This window comes from Bradyrhizobium sp. USDA 3311 (assembly GCF_054062495.1).
The window spans coordinates 1,971,855-1,989,516 of record NZ_JBSSFI010000001.1 but is presented as its reverse complement, the minus strand read 5'-3'; the positions used below and the strand labels follow the sequence as shown (position 1 = coordinate 1,989,516).

16 protein-coding genes and 1 pseudogene are annotated in these 17,662 nt (G+C 65.5%); 6 read left to right on the top strand and 11 right to left on the bottom strand.

From position 1 onward, the window contains the following. The first annotated feature begins 17 nt into the window (after positions 1-17). Positions 18-638, top strand: coding sequence for a class I SAM-dependent methyltransferase (locus ACVWW6_RS09350; RefSeq protein ID WP_038966671.1), 621 nt, complete (start codon positions 18-20; stop codon positions 636-638). 62 nt (positions 639-700) lie between these two features. Here ACVWW6_RS09350 and ACVWW6_RS09345 read toward each other — a convergent pair whose 3' ends face one another. Beyond that, a complete protein-coding gene (locus ACVWW6_RS09345; protein ID WP_456680587.1) occupies positions 701-1,588 on the bottom strand; it encodes a branched-chain amino acid aminotransferase in 888 nt (295 codons plus the stop codon). A 183-nt stretch (positions 1,589-1,771) separates the two neighbouring features. Between ACVWW6_RS09345 and ACVWW6_RS09340 the strand changes: the two are divergent. Next, positions 1,772-2,708, top strand: a pseudogene (locus tag ACVWW6_RS09340) (alpha/beta hydrolase). 9 nt (positions 2,709-2,717) lie between these two features. On the opposite strand, the gene ACVWW6_RS09335 reads toward ACVWW6_RS09340, so the two are convergent. From ACVWW6_RS09335 to ACVWW6_RS09315, 5 genes are all read right to left on the bottom strand, one after another. Continuing rightward, positions 2,718-2,966 (bottom strand): hypothetical protein, encoded by a 249-nt coding sequence (locus tag ACVWW6_RS09335; protein WP_456680586.1) that lies wholly within the window; start codon positions 2,964-2,966, stop codon positions 2,718-2,720. 537 nt (positions 2,967-3,503) lie between these two features. Continuing rightward, the gene (locus ACVWW6_RS09330; RefSeq protein ID WP_028175243.1) at positions 3,504-4,064 is read right to left on the bottom strand and encodes a carboxymuconolactone decarboxylase family protein; all 561 of its coding nucleotides are present in this window, start codon (positions 4,062-4,064) and stop codon (positions 3,504-3,506) included. A gap of 109 nt (positions 4,065-4,173) precedes the next feature. Beyond that, entirely contained in the window at positions 4,174-4,761 is a 588-nt protein-coding gene (locus tag ACVWW6_RS09325) for a peroxidase-related enzyme (RefSeq protein WP_456680585.1), read from the bottom strand. Beyond that, positions 4,758-5,249: a CMD domain-containing protein gene (locus tag ACVWW6_RS09320; protein WP_161532611.1), complete on the bottom strand. Its 492-nt coding sequence runs from the start codon at positions 5,247-5,249 to the stop codon at positions 4,758-4,760. Before ACVWW6_RS09320 ends, ACVWW6_RS09325 begins: the two co-directional genes overlap by 4 nt. Further along, complete coding sequence (locus ACVWW6_RS09315; RefSeq protein WP_039186708.1) at positions 5,246-6,403, bottom strand: PLP-dependent cysteine synthase family protein; 1,158 nt, start codon at positions 6,401-6,403, stop codon at positions 5,246-5,248. The genes ACVWW6_RS09320 and ACVWW6_RS09315 overlap by 4 nt, the downstream gene beginning before the upstream one ends. Before the next feature lie 83 nt (positions 6,404-6,486). Between ACVWW6_RS09315 and ACVWW6_RS09310 the strand changes: the two genes are divergently transcribed. The 3 genes from ACVWW6_RS09310 to ACVWW6_RS09300 are packed head-to-tail and all read left to right on the top strand — an operon-like array spanning position 6,487 to position 10,254. Continuing rightward, positions 6,487-7,467 (top strand): LysR family transcriptional regulator, encoded by a 981-nt coding sequence (locus ACVWW6_RS09310; RefSeq protein ID WP_456680584.1) that lies wholly within the window; start codon positions 6,487-6,489, stop codon positions 7,465-7,467. Then, on the top strand, positions 7,464-8,924 hold the full coding sequence (locus tag ACVWW6_RS09305; RefSeq protein WP_011083070.1) for an NAD(P)-binding domain-containing protein: 1,461 nt from the start codon (positions 7,464-7,466) through the stop codon (positions 8,922-8,924). Before ACVWW6_RS09310 ends, ACVWW6_RS09305 begins: the two co-directional genes overlap by 4 nt. A 25-nt stretch (positions 8,925-8,949) precedes the next feature. Beyond that, positions 8,950-10,254, top strand: coding sequence for a citrate-proton symporter (locus ACVWW6_RS09300; RefSeq protein ID WP_456680583.1), 1,305 nt, complete (start codon positions 8,950-8,952; stop codon positions 10,252-10,254). A 6-nt stretch (positions 10,255-10,260) separates the two neighbouring features. On the opposite strand, the gene ACVWW6_RS09295 is transcribed toward ACVWW6_RS09300, so the two are convergent. Beyond that, complete coding sequence (locus ACVWW6_RS09295) at positions 10,261-10,725, bottom strand: Lrp/AsnC family transcriptional regulator (protein ID WP_456680582.1); 465 nt, start codon at positions 10,723-10,725, stop codon at positions 10,261-10,263. A 163-nt stretch (positions 10,726-10,888) separates the two neighbouring features. On the opposite strand from ACVWW6_RS09295, the gene ACVWW6_RS09290 reads away from it, so the two are divergent. Continuing rightward, the gene (locus ACVWW6_RS09290) at positions 10,889-11,902 is read left to right on the top strand and encodes a 1-aminocyclopropane-1-carboxylate deaminase (protein WP_011083073.1); all 1,014 of its coding nucleotides are present in this window, start codon (positions 10,889-10,891) and stop codon (positions 11,900-11,902) included. A gap of 203 nt (positions 11,903-12,105) precedes the next feature. Here the strand turns inward: ACVWW6_RS09290 and recQ are convergent, their stop codons facing one another. The 4 genes from recQ to ACVWW6_RS09270 all read right to left on the bottom strand — a co-directional run bounded on the left by recQ (position 12,106) and on the right by ACVWW6_RS09270 (position 17,365). Beyond that, the gene (gene recQ / locus ACVWW6_RS09285; protein WP_404525241.1) at positions 12,106-13,971 is read right to left on the bottom strand and encodes a DNA helicase RecQ; all 1,866 of its coding nucleotides are present in this window, start codon (positions 13,969-13,971) and stop codon (positions 12,106-12,108) included. Between the two features lie 234 nt (positions 13,972-14,205). Then, on the bottom strand, positions 14,206-14,949 hold the full coding sequence (locus ACVWW6_RS09280) for a polysaccharide deacetylase family protein (protein ID WP_038966663.1): 744 nt from the start codon (positions 14,947-14,949) through the stop codon (positions 14,206-14,208). A gap of 100 nt (positions 14,950-15,049) precedes the next feature. Next, positions 15,050-16,051, bottom strand: coding sequence for a homoserine O-succinyltransferase MetA (gene metA / locus ACVWW6_RS09275; protein ID WP_456680581.1), 1,002 nt, complete (start codon positions 16,049-16,051; stop codon positions 15,050-15,052). Between the two features lie 12 nt (positions 16,052-16,063). After that, positions 16,064-17,365, bottom strand: coding sequence for an O-acetylhomoserine aminocarboxypropyltransferase/cysteine synthase family protein (locus ACVWW6_RS09270; RefSeq protein ID WP_011083077.1), 1,302 nt, complete (start codon positions 17,363-17,365; stop codon positions 16,064-16,066). Positions 17,366-17,662 lie beyond the last annotated feature (297 nt).

Sequence of the window (17,662 nt, the reverse complement as noted above, 5' to 3'; positions counted from 1 at the left end):
ACGCTGGAGAAGCCGCCATGTCCGACCCAAGCGCGCATTGGAACAACGTCTACGCCACAAAGGGCGAGACCGAGGTCAGCTGGTTTCAGGAGAGCCCGGCGATCTCGCTCGACATGATCCGCTCCGCCAACGTGGATCGCGGCGCAGGCATCATCGATATCGGCGGCGGCGCTTCGCGGCTGGTGGACGCTCTCTTGCAGGACGGATACCGCAATCTCGCCGTGCTGGACCTGTCCGCCAATGCGCTCGACGCTGCAAAGCGGCGGATCGGCCCGGCGGCCGCGTCCGTCGACTGGATCGTCGCCGACGCCACGACGTGGCGGCCGGCGCGCAGCTACGAGGTCTGGCACGATCGTGCGGCGTTTCACTTCCTGACCGATCCGCGCGACAGGGCCGCCTACGTCGAGCGCCTGCGGTCGGCGGTTGCGGCCGGCGGCCACGTCATCATCGCCACCTTTGCGCTCGATGGTCCGGAGAAATGCAGCGGCCTGCCGGTGCAGCGCCACGACAGCAAGAGTCTTTCGACGGAGTTGGGGCCGGATTTCGAGCTGATCGAAACGCGCAGCGAGACTCATCACACGCCGTGGAAATCGACGCAGGCGTTTCAGTTCAGCCGGTTCCGGAGGCGCGGCTCTTGAGGCGTGGCGCATGCCACACCCTCGGTGTCGTCCTGGCGAAAGCCAGGACGACGTCAGGAAGCCTACGCTGCCAGCTTCATCGCATGCGCAAAGTCCCAATAGAGCTTGCGCGCTTTTGTGTAGAGCGGGCCCGGCTTCAGCTCGCGCTCGTCGATGCGAATCACGGGCGCGACCTTGGCGAAATTGCCGGTTGAAAAAATCTCGTCGGCGGCGAGGAAGTCGGCATAGCGCAACGTCTTCTCGACCACGGTGACGCCGTCGGCGCGAAGCAGGCCGATGACGCGCTGGCGCGTGATGCCGTTGAGGAAGGTGCCGTTCGGCACCGGCGTGAACACCACGCCGTCCCTGGCCATGAACACGTTGGAATTGCCGAACTCGGCGACATTGCCGAGCATGTCGAGCATCAGCGCGTTATGGAAGCCGCGGGAGGCGGCCTCCGCCAGCGCGCGCGAATTGTTGGGATAGAGGCAGGCCGCCTTGGCCTCGACCGGCGCGCATTCGGCAGTCGGCCTGCGGAACGGCGACAGCGTGATGGCGTTGCCGACGGGTTTGGGCATCGGCGCCTCGTAGATGCACAGGCACCAGTTGGTGGTCTCGGGGTCGAACAGCACGCCGCCGCCCGACCCGTTCTCCGCCCAGTACATCGGACGGATATACAGCTCGGCATTCGCCGCGAAGCGCGCGATGCCTTCGTTTGCGAGCGTGAGCCAGGTGCCGGGATCGACCACCGGCTTCAGGCCAAAATTGATTGCGGACTGATTGGCACGGGCGATGTGACGGTCGAGATCGGGTGCGACGCCCTCGAACGCGCGCGCGCCGTCGAACACGACCGAGCCGAGCCAGGCCGCATGCGTGCGCGGGCCCATGATCGGCACATTGCCGTCGTGCCATTTGCCCTCGAAGAAGGTCCAACTCGGCGAATATTCGATGGCTTTCTTGATCTCGGCCATGACCGGCCTCCCCTTGGCGTGATGCCGCAATATGGCACGACTATTGGGGGCAATTTCTAAATGATTCCCTGCGGGGAATGCCCCCCTCCCCTGGAGGGGCCCCTGGACGGAGGGTGAGCATCGCGGTGAAATAACATTGGGGAGCAAACCGGATATAATGCCGTCCACGTTACGGAGTCCTCCATGCCGCTCGATCCGCTCGCAAAGCGTTTGTTGACCATGATGGCTGCGGCCGGGCCGCAGGTGCGAAACCGGCCGAGCGTCGAGGCGCGGCGGCAGTCGCTGGCGAAACTGATGCAGTTCGCGCGCACTGACGCGCCTGACGTGACCGTCTCCGACGGCACGCTGCCCGGCCCCGGCGGAGGGCTTCCCTATCGGCTGTATTCGCCCGCAACCGCCGCTGAGCGCGCGCCGGGCTTCGTGTTCTTTTCATGGCGGCGGGCTCGTCGCCGGCAGCGTCGCCACGCACGACCGCATCGCGGCGGCACTTGCGCATGCCACCGGCTGCCGCCTGGTCTCGGTCGATTACCGCCTCGCGCCGGAGCACAAATTTCCCGCCGCGGTGGAGGATGCGATCGCCGCCACCGAATGGGTCGCGCGCGAAGCGTCGTCCCTCGGCATCGACGCCGGACGCCTCGTGGTTGGCGGCGATTCCGCCGGCGCGACGCTCGCCGCGATCGTGTGCCAGGAAGCGCTGCAGAACGCCGGCCTCTCCATCGTCGCGCAATGCCTGATCTGCCCGGTGCTTGATTTCGAGGAGACCTCGCCTTCGCGCGAGGCGTTCGCCGAGGGCCACCTGATCGATCGCATCACGATCGAAGCCGATCTCGCCGATTATCTGCCCGGCGGCATCGATGCCGCCGATCCCCGCATCTCACCCCTGCGCGCCACACGCTTTGCGGGCCTGCCGACCGCAATCATCCATACCGCCGAGTTCGACCCGATGCGCGACGAAGGCAATGCCTATGCGCGCAAGCTTCTCGCCGCAGGCGTCACCGTCGAGCACGTCTGCCATGACGGCATGGTCCACAATTTCCACGCCATGGGCGCGATCCTGCCGCAGGCACAGCTCGTGCTGTCGCAGATCGGCGAACAGGTGCGGCGGGCGGTGGAGAAGTAAAAGCGCGAATCACACGCGCGCGTCCAGCACGGCTCTGGCTGCCACAACATATTCGGGCCAATGCGCATCCGCATAGCGTTCGGCCTGCCGCGCGCAGGTGACATCGGGCGCATGCGCGGCCGCGATCGTGCGCGCGAAGCGCTCCTCGGCGACCGTCACGTCGCCAGGTTCGGCCGACGGAACGGCGGCGGCCACGGCGGTCGGAGCGACAGCGAGGCCTGCCAGACCAGTGAGCAGGATGCGGCGTGACGTGTTCATGACTGTCGTCCCTCCATTGTCCGGCCTGCACTCTGGCCGGCGAGTATATCAACGCGATCACCGCAGGGTACCCGCGCATATCCGCGCAGTCCATCGCTTGCGGACAGCGCTTGACCACAGGAGCAATCACGTTCCATCTAACAACAGTTCCGTCATCAAGTCGCCACGCGTCGGATCGTCACGTGCCCCGGCACAGCCCATCGCGAAGCCGACCGTTCGGACATCTATCTCGACCTGCGCACGACTTGCGCGACGATTCCCGCGGGCACGCTCGGGCTCGGCTTCGGCAACACCTCCCTGTCGGCCGCGTTCGAAGCCCTGGCGGTACGACAGGGCGCGACGCTGCCGAGCGGACTGCCTGCTGCGAAAAACGACAACCGCCTGTTCGGCATCACCGCGCAGATCGCATGGATGCCGAAACCGTCCTACCAGCTGACGCTGCGGACGCCGCTCTACACCGTGCGCAATTAGAGCATGATCCGGAAAAGTGTGCAGCGGTTTTCCGAAAAGATCATGCTCGAACAGAACAAGGCGCTTCTACTCCGGCACCGGCACGTCGAAGGTGTTGAGCGTGACCGAGACCATGCAATAGACGCCGACGAGATAGGACAGCTCGGCCGCGCCATGCTCGCCGAACTCCTTGACCGCGGCGCGCCAGGTCAGTTCCGGCAGCACGCCACCGCTCACCAGCGCCGATGCGACGTCGTAGGCGACCGCCTCCTGCTTGGTCAGATCCACCGGCCGTTGCCCGGCCACGATGGTCGCGAGCTTCTCGTCGGAGAGGCCGCGCTGCTCGGCCACCAGCACATGAGCATAGAGCTCGTAGCCGGAGCGGAAATGCGAGCCGGTGACGAGGATCGCGACCTCGCGCACCGAGGCCGGCAGCAGCGGGTTCGACGCGATCGCCTTGACCAGCTCCCACACCGGCTTGCCGAAGCGCGGCTCGCGAACCCAGGGATTCCAGGGTCCGAGCAGCGCGCCATCGTCGCGCATGTTCACAAAGCCCTTGAAGTGGTCCTTGATGCCGGCCCGCATGTCGTCATAGAGCGGCTTCTGTTCGTCGGTCAGATCTTTCGGATCGAGAATGGGAAGGCGCACGGCGGGATCTCCTCGTTGAGAAGCGGAGACCGTCGCCCGCATGTGCGCGCATCGCAAGTGAAGTTGCCGTGACGATCGTGCAATTTTGCAAATAACAGGGAGACGCCGGTTACGGCGCCTCCGGGCGCGCCAGCGGCTCGCCCAGCGTATGCATCAGCCGGTTGGCCCAGCCGAAGATCGCGGCCGACAGTACCAGGTCGAGCTGCTCGAGCTCGCTCAGCCCGGCCTCGCCGAGTGCACGCGCGTCATCTGCGGTAGCTTCGATCGGCGTCATCGAGAGCTTTGTAGCGAAATTGAACAGTGCCTGCTGGCGCGCCTCCAGCGTGGCATCGCGCTCGTCGGCAAAGATTTCCTCGACGACGTCGTTGCGCCCGGAGTAGCTGATGAAGCGTGAGGCGTGCACGGCGGCGCAATAGATGCAGCGGTTGACGACCGAGGCACTCAGCGCGCCGAGCTCACGCTCGGCCGGGGACAAGCCGTCCTTGCCGTACATGATGAGGTTGAACAGCGGCGAGCGCACCGCGAGCGATTCCGGGTCATGCGCCAGCGTCAGCACGTAAGGCGAGACGCCCTTGTTGGAGGGCGTGACCTTCATCGCCGCGAGCTGCTCTGACGTCGCCGAGGCGAGCTCGACAGGCGTGACATAGGGCGACCAGGTCGGGATCGTGGCGGTGAAGTTGTGGACGACCTCGCTCATCGGGCTTCGACCTCTTTCAGGAGCCTGAGGCCGGCCAGGACCCGCAGCTGGTAGTTCACGAAGGCGGCAAGCTCGGACAGCCGCACGATATCGGCCTCGCTGACGCCGGCCGTCTTCAGCGCCGCAATGTCCTGTCGCGTCGCCTCGCGCGGCGACAGCGTCAGCAGGTCGGCATGGCGGGCCATGGCGTCGTGCAGGGAATCGCCACACAGGCCGCCGGGCCGTGCCAGAGCGGCCAGGTCGAGATCGCTCGCATGCGCCAGATAGGAGTCGTAATGCGCGGTCAGCGCCTCGTCGCCGACGTGCCGGCACATCCGCGCCGCGAGCGCCGCCCGCAAGCCGTGGCTCAGGCCGCCGGGCTCGTGCGGCAGCAGCACCGCGTCATGGGCGGCTTCGCTGAGGCGCAAAATCTCGGCGCGGGCGTTCAGAGCCTGGCCGAGCCGTGACGCCGCGCGCACGCCGGCAATGGTTTCGATCAGCGTGGTCAAGCAACACTCCGCGGGCTCTGTGGATTGACAACATCCTCGACGGCGAGCGCCAGCGGCTGCGCCGTATCCAGGAACGACGACAGGGCAGTCTCGAACGGCGCTGGATCGAGGCCGCGTGCTTTCAGCCATGCGGGGTCATAGTAGGTCTGCCGATAGCGTTCGCCGGAATCGCAGATCAGCGTGACCAGCGATCCGGCTTGGCCAGCGCTACGCATCTCCGAGGCAATGCGGCACAGCGCCAGGAAGTTGGTGCCGGTGGAACCGCCGACGGATCGGCGCAGCCGGCGCGACAGTACATTCATCGCCGCAATCGTTGCGACGTCCGGGATTTTCATCATGCGGTCGACAACGCCAGGCACGAAGGACGGTTCGCAGCGCGGCCGGCCGACGCCCTCGATCAGCGAGGGCCGTTCGCAAACGTGGGAGCGGTCCTGCGTGCGGAAGCAATCGAAGAAGGCGGAATGCTCAACATCGGCGACGCACAGCCGCGTCGGATATTGGCGGTAGCGCAAGTAGCGTCCGATGGTGGCCGAGGTGCCGCCGGTGCCGGCGCCCATCACGATCCAGTCCGGCAGCGGGCGCGGCTCGCCCTGCAATTGCGTGAAGATCGATTCGGCGATATTGTTGTTACCGCGCCAGTCGGTGGCGCGCTCGGCGAAGGTGAACTGGTCCATGTAGTGGCCGTTCAGGCGGGTGGCGAGCGCGGCGGCCTCGGCATACAGCGCGCGGCCGTCGTCGATCAGATGGCAATTGCCGCCATAATGCTCGATCGCAGCGATCTTCTCCGCCGAGGTCGTGCGCGGCATCACGGCGTAGAAGGGCACGCCGATCATCTGCGCGAAATAGGCTTCCGACACCGCGGTCGATCCCGACGAGGCCTCGACCACGGGCGTGCCTTCGCGGATGTGGCCATTGCAGAGCGCGTAGAGAAACAGCGAGCGCGCCAGCCGATGCTTCAGGCTGCCGGTCGGATGCGTGGACTCGTCCTTCAGATAGATGTCGATGCCTGATAGCGCCGGCACGATCAGCCGGATCAGGTGCGTGTCGGCCGTGCGGCATTGGTCGGCCTCGATCGCAGCTACAGCCTCGTCGACCCAGCCGCGCCGGTAGACCGGCCCGGCCGGATTGTGGTGGCGAAAGGGGGTTGGCTCCATCGGCATAACCTCATGCTCTCATAATACCTCTTGCACATCAAGAAATATTGTTCATTCTATATTCACATAATGCGGACATGGCCATGAACCACGACGTTATCGATATCCGCCTTCTCGAGGCCTTCGCCGCCGTGATGTCGGCCGGCAGCATCACCGGCGCGGCGCGGCTGCTCGGCCGATCGCAGCCGGTCGTGACGCGTCAGATCCAGGATCTCGAAGCTGACGTCGGCTATCTCCTGTTCACCCGGAACGGCCCGCGCATCAGCCCGACGCCAAAGGGCGTGCTGTTTCATGCCGAGGTCGAGCGGCTGCTGATGGGCTTGAAGCACATCCGCCAGCGCGCCAACGCGATCGGCGCGGGGGCGCTTCCCGTGCTCAGCCTGGCGGCAATCCCGGCGCTGGCGGCCGGCTTCGTCCCTGCCGCGCTCGCAGCGCTCGAACGCGAGTTGCTGCCAAGCCAGGTCCACGTGCAGGCGCTCTCGGCCGAGAACGTCGTGCAATCGGTGCTGTCGCAGTCGGTCGATTTCGGCCTTGCGAGCCTGCCGATCCAGCATCCCGGGCTCGACATGCAGTGGGTCTGCGAGGTGCCGTGCGTCGCGTGCCTCGCGATGGATCATCCGCTGGCAAAGAAGAAGGTCATTCGCCTCAAGGATCTTGCTGGCGTCCGGCTGCTGACGATGGCCAACCCCTACCGGCTTCGCCGCCGCGTGGAGGAGGCGCTGGAGCGTGAGGGTGTCGTGCCCGCTGAGGTCATCGACACCAACGCTTCGCTGACGGCGATCGCCATGGCCAAGCAGTCGCTCGGCATCGCCGTGGTCGAGCCGGTGCTGACCTCCAGCCTGCCGGTGGAGGGCGTCGTCACCCGGCCCCTGGACGTGTCCATTCCCTTCCTGTTCGCCGCGATTGCGCCGACCGGGCGCGAGCTGACGCCGACGGTTGCCGCGCTCAACGACGCACTGCGCGCCGCGGTCGCGCTGATGCCCGGCGCAAGACTGCATAGCGGCGCCGCCGCGCTGGCCGAGGCCGGCGACGAAACCAGTGAATTCGAGAAAGCTCCCTCATGACGACGATGACACCTGACGCGGCGGGCCTCGCGGCGCTTGAAGCGCGCCTGAAGCAGGATCTGGCCTGGCTCGAACTGCCGGCCAAATCGTGGGTGCCGCGCCGCGTCGTTGACGGCAAGAGCGTCGTCGACGTCGTCATCGTCGGCGCCGGCATGGCCGGCCTCGTCGCCTCCGCCATGCTCAGGCGTCTCGGCGTCGACAACCAGCTCGTGCTCGACCGTGCCCGCGCCGGCGAGGAAGGCCCCTGGGTCACGTTCGCCCGGATGCGGACGCTACGCTCGCCCAAGGAATTGACCGGACCTGCGATGGGCATGCCGGCGCTGACCTTCCGCGCCTTCTACGAGGCGCAATATGGCAGGCAGGCGTGGCAGGCGCTCGACCGCGCGCCGCGCACGATGTGGATGGATTACCTGATCTGGTACCGCAAGGTGCTGGACCTGCCGGTCCGCAACGGGGTTTCGGTCGAGCGAATCCACGCGCGCACCGATGAGTTGTTTGCGCTCGACATCAGCGAGGGCGGCACGTCGCGACAGATTCTCGCGCGCCATGTCGTGCTGGCGACGGGCCGCGACGGCCTCGGCGGTGCTTACGTGCCGTCGCTCTGCGACGGCATCGACCGACGTTTCTGGGCGCATTCGTCCGCCCCTATCGACTTCGAGAGACTTCGCGGCAGGCGTGTTGCCGTCGTCGGCGCGGGCGCATCCGCGATGGACAACGCAGCGATGGCGCTGGAGGCGGGCGCAGCGCGGCTCGACCTCTTCATTCGGCGCGCGGACATCCCGCGCGTCAACAAGTTCACCGGCATCGGCAGCCAGGGCGTCGTCCACGGCTTTGCCGGCCTGTCGGATGACTGGAAATGGCGTTTCCTCGATCACACGCTGAAGGCGCAGACGCCGCCGCCGCGTCAAAGCGTACTGCGGGTCTCCGCCTATCCGCAGGCGCATTTCCATCTCGCAAGCCCGATCGATGATCTCGCCGTCGCGGGAGACCATCTCACGGTAACGACGCCGAAGGGCCGCTACGCGACCGATTTCATCATCTTCGGCACGGGCTTCAAGGTCGACCTCGCGTTGCGCGACGAGCTTGCCGAGTTCGCGCCGCATATCCGGTTCTGGTGCGACCGCTTCCCGGCACCTGACGGCATGGACAATGCCGAGCTGGAGAACTCGCCAGACCTCGGCGACAGCTTCCAGTTCCTGGAGAAAGAGCCCGGCGCCTGCCCCATGTTGGCGCGGCTGCATTGCTTCAACTATCCGGCGACGCTGAGCCACGGAAAGCTCTCCGGCGATATCCCCGCGATCAGCGAAGGCGCCGACCGGCTCGCGCGCGGCATCGTCCGTCGCCTGTTCGTCGAGGATCGCGAGATTCATTTCGCCAACCTCAAGGCCTTCGCCACGCCGGAACTCGCCGGCGACGAATGGCAGGATGCCGACGTCACCCATCAACCCGCCGAATAGGCGCAACCGGACAGGCAAGCGAGAGATGCAGACGAACAGGAAAGCCATCGCAGCCGCGATCGCCGGCAATGCCCTGGAGTGGTACGACTTCACGGTGTTCGCCCTGATGACACCGGTCATCAAGAACCTGTTCTTCCCGGTCGACCCGAAAATTTCGGGCAGTGAGATCAACGCACTGCTGCTGACCACCGCGCTGTTCGGCACCGGCTTCTTCATGCGGCCGATCGGCGGCCTCGTGCTCGGCTATTTCGGCGATCGCAAGGGGCGGAAGGCGGCGATGACGCTCGGCATGGGCATCATGGCTGTGTCGGTCGCGCTGTTGGCGTTGACGCCGACCTACGCCACGGCCGGCATTGCGGCGCCGCTGATCGTGCTGCTGGCGCGGCTGCTGCAGGGCTTTTCGGTCGGCGGCGAGTTCGGCACCTCGACCGCCTATCTGATCGAAGCGGCGCCTCCGGGCCGCACCGGCTTCTATGGCTCGTGGCAGATCGCCGGCCAGCTCATGGCCAACGTGCTCGGCGCAGTGCTGGGCGCCGCCCTGACGCTGGCGTTCACGCAGGAGCAGCTTGCCGCCGGCGCGTGGCGCATTCCCTTCTTCGTCGGCCTCGTGATCGTTCCGATCCTGCTCTATATGCGCGCCAGCGTCATCGAGCCCGAAGCTTCCCGGCGCAGCATGGCGACGGTGCACAAGGACAACTTCATCGCCGCGCTGAAGAATCCCGGCCGCAATTTCCTGATCGGCATGGGCATGGTGGTGGCGAGCGCCGTGTCGTTCTACGTCACCTTCGGCTACACCGTGACCTACGCCAAGGAGGTGCTGAAGCTGCCGCTGATGCAGAGCTTCCTGGTGCAGATGATCGCGGCAATCGTGATGGTGATCGTCGCGCCGATCGCGGGCGCCGTCTCCGACCGCTATCCGCGCCGGCCGCTGTTGCTGGTCTCGCTGATCGGCTATTTCGTCTCGCTCTACCCGCTCTATGCCTGGGTGATCTCCGAGCCGTCGATCGCAAGGCTCCTGGTCGCCCAAATCGTCATCGGCTTCTTCAGCGCCTTCTTCCTCGGCGTCTACTGCACCACGCTGGTCGAGCTGTTCCCAATCCGCGTCCGCTCGACCGCGCTTGCGATCGTCAACAATGTCGCGGTGCTGGTGTTCGGCGGCTTTGCCCAGTTCTTCGTGACCTGGCTGATCGCGCTCACCGGCTCCCCGCTGGCGCCGATCTTCTATGTCATGATCGGCGTCGGCCTCGGGCTGATCGCGGTGATCGCGATGCGGCCGGAGGACGCCGAGCGGGAGCAGGTCCCGGACGGCGTCGTCGAACAGGCATCGTGAAGCCGCTCAAAACTCCAGCGGCGCGTTGTCGACGACCTCTTTCATCACGAAGAAGGTGCGGGTCTGGCGCACCCCCGGCAGCGCGATGAGCTGTTCGCCATGGATGCGGTTGAAATCCTCCATGTCGCCGACGCGGATCTTGAGGAAATAGTCGAAGTCGCCGGCGACGAGGTGGCAGTCGAGCACGAATTTCAGTTTTGCGATCGCCTGCTCGAAGATGGCAAAGCTTTCCGGCGTCGAGCGGTCCAGCACGACGCCGACCATGACCAGCGTCCCCTTCGCCACCTTCTTCGGCGCGATCATGGCGCGCACAGTGGCGATGAAGCCGTCCTCGAACAGGCGCTGGGTGCGGCGATGGCAGGTGGCGGGGCTGATCGCAACGGTTTCGGCCAGCTCGGCATTGCTGAGCCGACCGTTATTTTGAAGCAATCTCAATATCTTAAGGTCGGTTCGATCGAGCCGAAGTGGCATGGAAGAAGCTTCCGATCCTGGATGATTTTCTGAAAGAAACCTTAGCCAAATCGCAAATCTTCGCAAGATATCATGCAGCATCGGTGCAGCATTCGAGAGCACATTCCATACCACATATGCTAGTCGCTGCGGCCAGCTCAACACCAATCGGGATGACCTGACCATGCTGGAAAAATTCGCGCGCTATCCGCTGACCTTCGGCCCGACGCCCATCGAGAAGCTGGAGCGGCTGTCGAAGCATCTCGGCGGCAATGTCGAGATCTATGCCAAGCGCGAGGACTGCAATTCCGGTCTCGCCTATGGCGGCAACAAGCTGCGCAAGCTCGAATACATCATCCCGGATGCGATCGCCTCGAACGCCGACACGCTGGTCTCGATCGGCGGCGTGCAGTCCAACCACACCCGCATGATCGCCGCCGTCGCCGCCAAGATCGGCATGAAGTGCCGCCTGGTGCAGGAAGCCTGGGTGCCGCACGAGGACGCCGTCTATGACCGCGTCGGCAACATCATGCTCTCGCGCATCATGGGCGCCGACGTGCGCCTGGTCGACGACGGCTTCGACATCGGCATCCGCAAGAGCTGGGAGCAGGCGATCGAGGAAGTGAAGGCCGCGGGCGGCAAGCCTTACGCGATTCCCGCCGGCGCCTCCGTGCACAAATATGGCGGGCTCGGCTATGTCGGCTTCGCCGAGGAAGTGCGTAAGCAGGAAGCCGAGCTCGGCTTCAAATTCGACTACATCGTGGTCTGCACCGTCACCGGCTCGACCCATGCCGGCATGCTGGTCGGCTTCGCCGCCGACGGCCGCGCGCGAAAGGTGATCGGCATCGACGGCTCGTTCACCCCGGCGCAGACCAAGGCACAGGTGCTCTCGATCGCCCAGAACACGGCCAAGCTCGTCGAGCTCGGCAAGGACATCGTCGCAGACGACGTCGTGCTGATCGAGGACTACGCCTATCCCGCCTATGGCGTGCCGTCGGAAGAGACCAAGGAGGCGATCCGCCTCACCGCGCGTCTCGAAGCCATGATCACCGACCCCGTCTACGAGGGCAAGTCGATGCAGGGCCTGATCGACCTCACGCAGAAAGGCTATTTCGAGAAGGGCGCGAAGGTCCTCTACGCGCATCTCGGCGGTGCCCCGGCGCTCAACGGCTACGGCTACGCGTTCCGGAACGGCTAGTGCGTCGGTGCCGTAAGACGGCGCGCGCCTCCTCACTGGTCTCGTCCTGGCGAAAGCCAGGACCCATTACCCCGACTGCCAATTGTTGAAACACACTGAGGCTGTCGGCGTGCCGTTTCCCACGGCCTGTGGTTATGGATCCCGGATCTGCGCGCGCTTTGGGCGCGCTTGTCCGGGATGACGGTGGAGATAGTAGCTCACCCCTACCGCGTCCGCACGATCTGCAGCAGCTCGTCGCCATAATGCTCGAGCTTCTTGTCGCCGATGCCGGGCACGTTGCGGAGCTCGTCCAGCGTGGTCGGCCAGGCCCGCACGATGCCGTCAATGGTGGCGTCGTGCAGTACGACATAGGCCGGCACGCCACGTTCGCGCGCGACATCCGAGCGCCAGGAGCGCAGCCGGGCACGCAATTCAGGATCGACATCGCCTTGCGGGGCGCCTGCGGCAGGCGCGAGATCGCCGCGGCGGGATTTCGCGCGGCTGGAACGGACGCGGGTGCCGGGCGCCTCCTCGCGCAGCCATACCTCGGTCTCGCCGCGTAGCACGCCGCGCGCGGCCTCCGTCAGCTTCAGTGCGCCATAAGCTTCGCTGTCGCTCTGCAAATGGCCCATCGCCACGAGCTGCCGCAGCACCGTGCGCCACTGCTTTTCGTTGAGCTCGCGCCCGATGCCGAATACCGACAGCTTGTCGTGGCCGAACTGCGTGACCTTCTCGGTCAGGCGACCGATCAGCACGTCGATCAGGTGCATCGCGCCGAAACGCTGGCCGGTACGATAGACGCAGGACAAGAGCTTTTGCGCCAGCACCTTGCCGTCGCGCATCTTCGGCGGCGTCAGGCAGTTGTCGCAATTACCGCAGGTTTCACCGTGCACGATCTCGCCGAAATAGGCGAGCAGCCGCCTGCGCCGGCACTGCGCGGTCTCGGCGAGCCCGACCAGCGCGTCGAGCTTGCCGATCGACACGCGCTTGAAATCGTCGGAACCGCTGGACTCGTCGATCATGCGGCGTTGCTGCACGATGTCGGAGAGGCCGTAGGCCATCCATGCCGCGGACGGCTTGCCATCGCGGCCGGCGCGTCCCGTCTCCTGGTAATAGGCCTCGATGCTCTTGGGCAGATCGAGATGCGCGACGAAGCGCACGTCGGGCTTGTCGATGCCCATGCCGAAGGCGATGGTCGCCACGATGACGATGCCGTCCTCGTTGAGGAAGCGGTCCTGGTTGCGCGAGCGCACGCTACTGTCGAGCCCGGCGTGATAGGGCAGCGCGGCGATGCCGGCATCATCGAGCGCGGCGGCGACCTCCTCGACCCGGTTGCGCGACAGGCAGTAGACCACGCCGGCGTCACCCGCATGGCGCTCCCGGATGAACTCCTTGAGCTGCGACACCGCATTGCGCTTGTCGACGATCTCGTAACGGATATTGGGGCGGTCGAAGCTCGAGACGAATTGCGGACTGCCCCCAAGCTTGAGCCGTTCAACGATCTCCTTCCGCGTCAATTCGTCGGCGGTCGCGGTCAGCGCGATGCGCGGCACCTCGGGAAAGCGCTCGGCGATGATGGAGAGGCCGACATATTCGGGGCGGAAGTCGTGGCCCCATTGCGAGACGCAGTGCGCCTCGTCGATCGCGAACAGCGCCACCTTGGCCTGCGCCAGCATCGACAGGCAGCGCGGCGTCACCAGTCGTTCCGGCGCGACATAGAGCAGGTCGAGATCGCCCGCGATCAGGCGGCGCTCGATGTCGGAGGCCTCCTGCGGCGTCAGCGACGAGTTCAGCGCGGCGGCGTTGACCCCGGCCTCGAGCAGGCCGGCAACCTGGTCGCGCATCAGCGCAATCAAGGGCGAGACCACGATGCCGCAGCCTTCGCGCAGCAACGACGGCAGCTGGTAGCACAGCGACTTGCCGCCGCCGGTCGGCATCAACACGAGGCAATTGCCGCCATCGGTGACATGCCGGATGATCTCGCCCTGCGCGCCGCGGAACCCCGGCAGGCCGAACACCGAATGCAGCACCGACAGCGCGTCGCGGCCGTTGGCCGGCGCGGGCAGCGGAGCAGTGGAAGGGACGTTCATGGGTGTGTCGGAGGCCGTGGGATTCGTCACAAGGCCAGTCGCATGGCTGCGCGGGCGTGGCAAGACGATTTGACGCTTGCGCCGCTGCTTCTTCTCCCTCTCCCCGCTCTTACGGGGAGAGAGTTGGGGTGAGGGGCCTCTTTCCACGGATGAGACTGTTGCGGGACCTGTACCCCTCACCCGGATCGCAAGAGCGATCCGACCTCTCCCCGCAAGCGGGGCGAGGTAAGAGAGCTACGCCCCGATTCGTCGCAGCGCCTCCGCGACGGTTACGATCGGCATGTCGCGCTTGCCGGCCGCCTCCAGCGCATGGCGCATCAGGTGCGGCGTGCAGCCATAGGGGCTCGGCGCGTTCACGACGTCATGGCCGTAGAAGATGAGCCATCCGCCGCTTGCGACCGCCTCGTCGAAATAGCGATCGACGCCCGCCCTATCGATCTCGCAATCGACCAACGGCGAGGCGCGCAGGAACTGGAGGTCGATGACATCGCGATTGACGCCGGGCAGAATGCCGCGCGCCGAGCGGAAGGTTCTCGCGAGCTGCGGCTTGCGCCAGACCGAGGCGAGGCCGTACGGATAGGCGAAATTCTCCAGCGCGATCGAGGAATCGATTTCGCGGAGATGGCTGCGGTTTCGTTCGATCTCGCGGGTCATGGCGGCCTCGCCGAGATTGACCGCGCTCTGATGCGAAAAGGTATGGCAGGCGATCTCGTGGCCGGCATGGTGAAGCCGCACGATCGCGTCGTTCGACAGCCCATGCCAATGATCCGACGGCCGGCCAATCAGGCTGCCAGCGATGTAGTAGGTGCCGCGGCCACCATGCGCTTCGAGAAGCGAAGCACCCTCGCCGGCGGCACTATCGGGGGCATCGTCGAAGGTGAAGCTCACCATCGGCGCGTGCGCGGGCAGCCGGTGCGGCGCGGCACGGAAATGCCGGGCCAGCCGATTGCTCACGCGTCCCTGGAGTGCCGACCACACGACCGCATTTCCTGTTTGCCCCGCCCCCTTCAGTGAAGCATTCGTACGCTGCCGGAAGCAAGCTTCACACTTCGTTAGTCCTAACGTGAAGCGTCCCGACCTAGCGCGCAAGGACCGACGCATCGGCGTCCGCGCCGAGATATTGCAGCCAGTTACGGAATAGCGCCGCCGCCGCGCTGCCGGCGGCGATATCGGCGCGCAAATTCAGCGCGGGAAGCTCGTTGCTGAGCGCTGGATGGCGCTGGTGCCTCGCCTGCTTCTCGAAGCGCACAAGCTTCTCTTCCGTCGCTGCGTCAAAATAGCTCACCGGCAGGTGCGGATAATTGTCACGCTCGCGCACGAGGTAGCGGCCGACGTCGCGCAGATATTCGCGCTGGAGCGACAATGCGTCATATTCGGGGTGGCCCTGGAAGAACACGAAGCGGCTGGCATATTGGCGGACGAAGACGTCGACACCAGCCAGTGCCGAGCGGGTCAAGACCTGATAACCGGCCTGCTCGAGGTCGCTCTCGACGATCTCGTTCAGGCGCGAATGCGAAACCTTGAGCGGCGCAGGCAGGGCATGCGTCAGCGGATCACCCGTAACGGCCTCGCAGTCGAAGATGCCGTGACACTTGGCCGGTAGCCGTCGCCGCGCGATGCCGTCGAGGTGCAGCACCGCGGCGTGCGCGGCGAGGCATGACCAGATCGTCGAGCGCGTGTTGGTCCTCGCCCAGTCGACCAGATCGGTGAGGTCGCGCCAGTACGGCTCCTGGTCGAGCTCGGGCGCGACCGGCTCGGCGCCGGTCACGATCAGCCCGTCGAATCGCTGACGCTTGAGATCCGCGAGATCGGAATATTCGCTCTCGACGTGCCATTTCGCTTCGGGCGAGCGCTTGACCGAGGGCAGCGAGAAGCAGTGGAAGTGGATGCGGCGCGGGCCGGCGGCGGCCTGGAGCAGCTTCATGAACTGCCGCTCAGTCGCCTTCAGCGCCGGATCAGGCATGTTGTTGATCAGCCCGATGGTGAGCTCGGCGCCGGCATGATCGCGCGCCAGATCGCCCTCAGCCGGCACCAGCGCCGGGCTCGACATACCGTGATCCCTGTCGATCAGGATCGTCATCGGGGCCGTCGCCTACTCCGCGGCCTGGAGACGCGACGACGGACAGGCTTTTTCCAACGCCTGATCGATGTCCTCGATGATATCGGCAGCATGCTCGATGCCGATGGACAGGCGGATCGTCTCCGGCAGAACGCCGGCGAGGCGCTGCTGCTCCGCCGACATCTGCCGGTGCGTGGTCGAAGCCGGATGGCAGGCCAGCGACTTCGCGTCGCCGATATTGACGAGGCGCGTGATCAGCTTCAGCGCATCGTAGAAGGTCTTGCCGGCTTCCATGCCGCCCTTGATGCCGAAGGTGAACAGCGAGGAGGCATTGCCGTCGAGATATTTCTGGACCAGCGGATAGTAGGGGCTGTCCGGGAAACCCGTGTAATTGACCCAGGCGACGCGCGGGTCAGTACGCAGGAATTCGGCGACCTTGCGCGCGTTCTCGACGTGGCGCTCCATGCGCAGCGCCACGGTCTCGATGCCCTGGAGCAGCAGGAAGGCGTTGAACGGCGAGAGCACCGAGCCCATGGTGCGCTGATAGACGCTGCGCGCGCGCTCGATATAGGCGGTCTTGCCGAAGCGCTCGGCATAGACAAGGCCGTGATAGGACGCGTCCGGCTTGTTGTAGGCGGGGAAGCGGTCGGCGTATTTCGCCCACGGAAAATTTCCGGAATCGACGATGGCGCCGCCCAGCGTGGTGCCGTGGCCACCCAGGAACTTGGTCAGCGAATGCACGGCGATGTCGGCGCCGTAGTCGAACGGCTTGAGCAGGATCGGGGTTGCGACCGTGTTGTCGACGATCAGCGGCACGCCATGGGCATGCGCGATCTTCGCCAATGCCTCGATGTCGCAGACATTGCCGGCAGGATTGCCGATGGTCTCGGCGAACACCGCACGGGTGTTCTCGTCGATCAGCTTCTCGATCGCATCCGGCTTGTCGCTCTCGGCGAAGCGGCCCGTGATGCCCTGGCGCGGCAGAATGTGCGAGAGCAGCGTGTGCGTGGTGCCGTAGAGCTGCGGCACGGACACGATGTTGCCGCCGTGATCGGCGACGTTGACGAAGGCGAAATGCAGCGCCGCCTGGCCGGTCGCGACCGCAAGCGCGCCGACGCCGCCTTCGAGCTGGCTGATACGCTTCTCCAGCACCGCGCTGGTCGGATTGGCGATGCGGCTGTAACGGAAACCCTCGGCCTCGAGATTGAAGAGCGCCGCGCCGTGATCGGCGCTGTCGAAGGCGTAGGCCGCGGTCTGGTAGATCGGCACGGCAACCGCATGCGTGGTGGCTTCGGGCTCATAGCCGGCGTGAATAGCGATCGTCTCGTTGCGCATCGTGCCACCTCCGCGTGGAGCGGGCCGCACTTATTGGCCTGTATGAGGCACGTGCGTTGTCCGCCGTCCTCGTGTTAGAGGCGGGTGGTAAAGCGAGCAATAATTCGCCTAGAGATCGAGGAAGTAACCCTAACGGTTATTGGTGAATTGGCTAAAATTCGAATCAAATTGGATTAACGAATTCGTACGCCTAGGCGCGACTCGCTTCCCATCGCGGATGCAAAGCATCGGCGTTCTCAAGGGACGGCGGCCGAAGGCCGCCAGTGCCACCCTCTCCCACAGGGAGCGAGGGCGGCA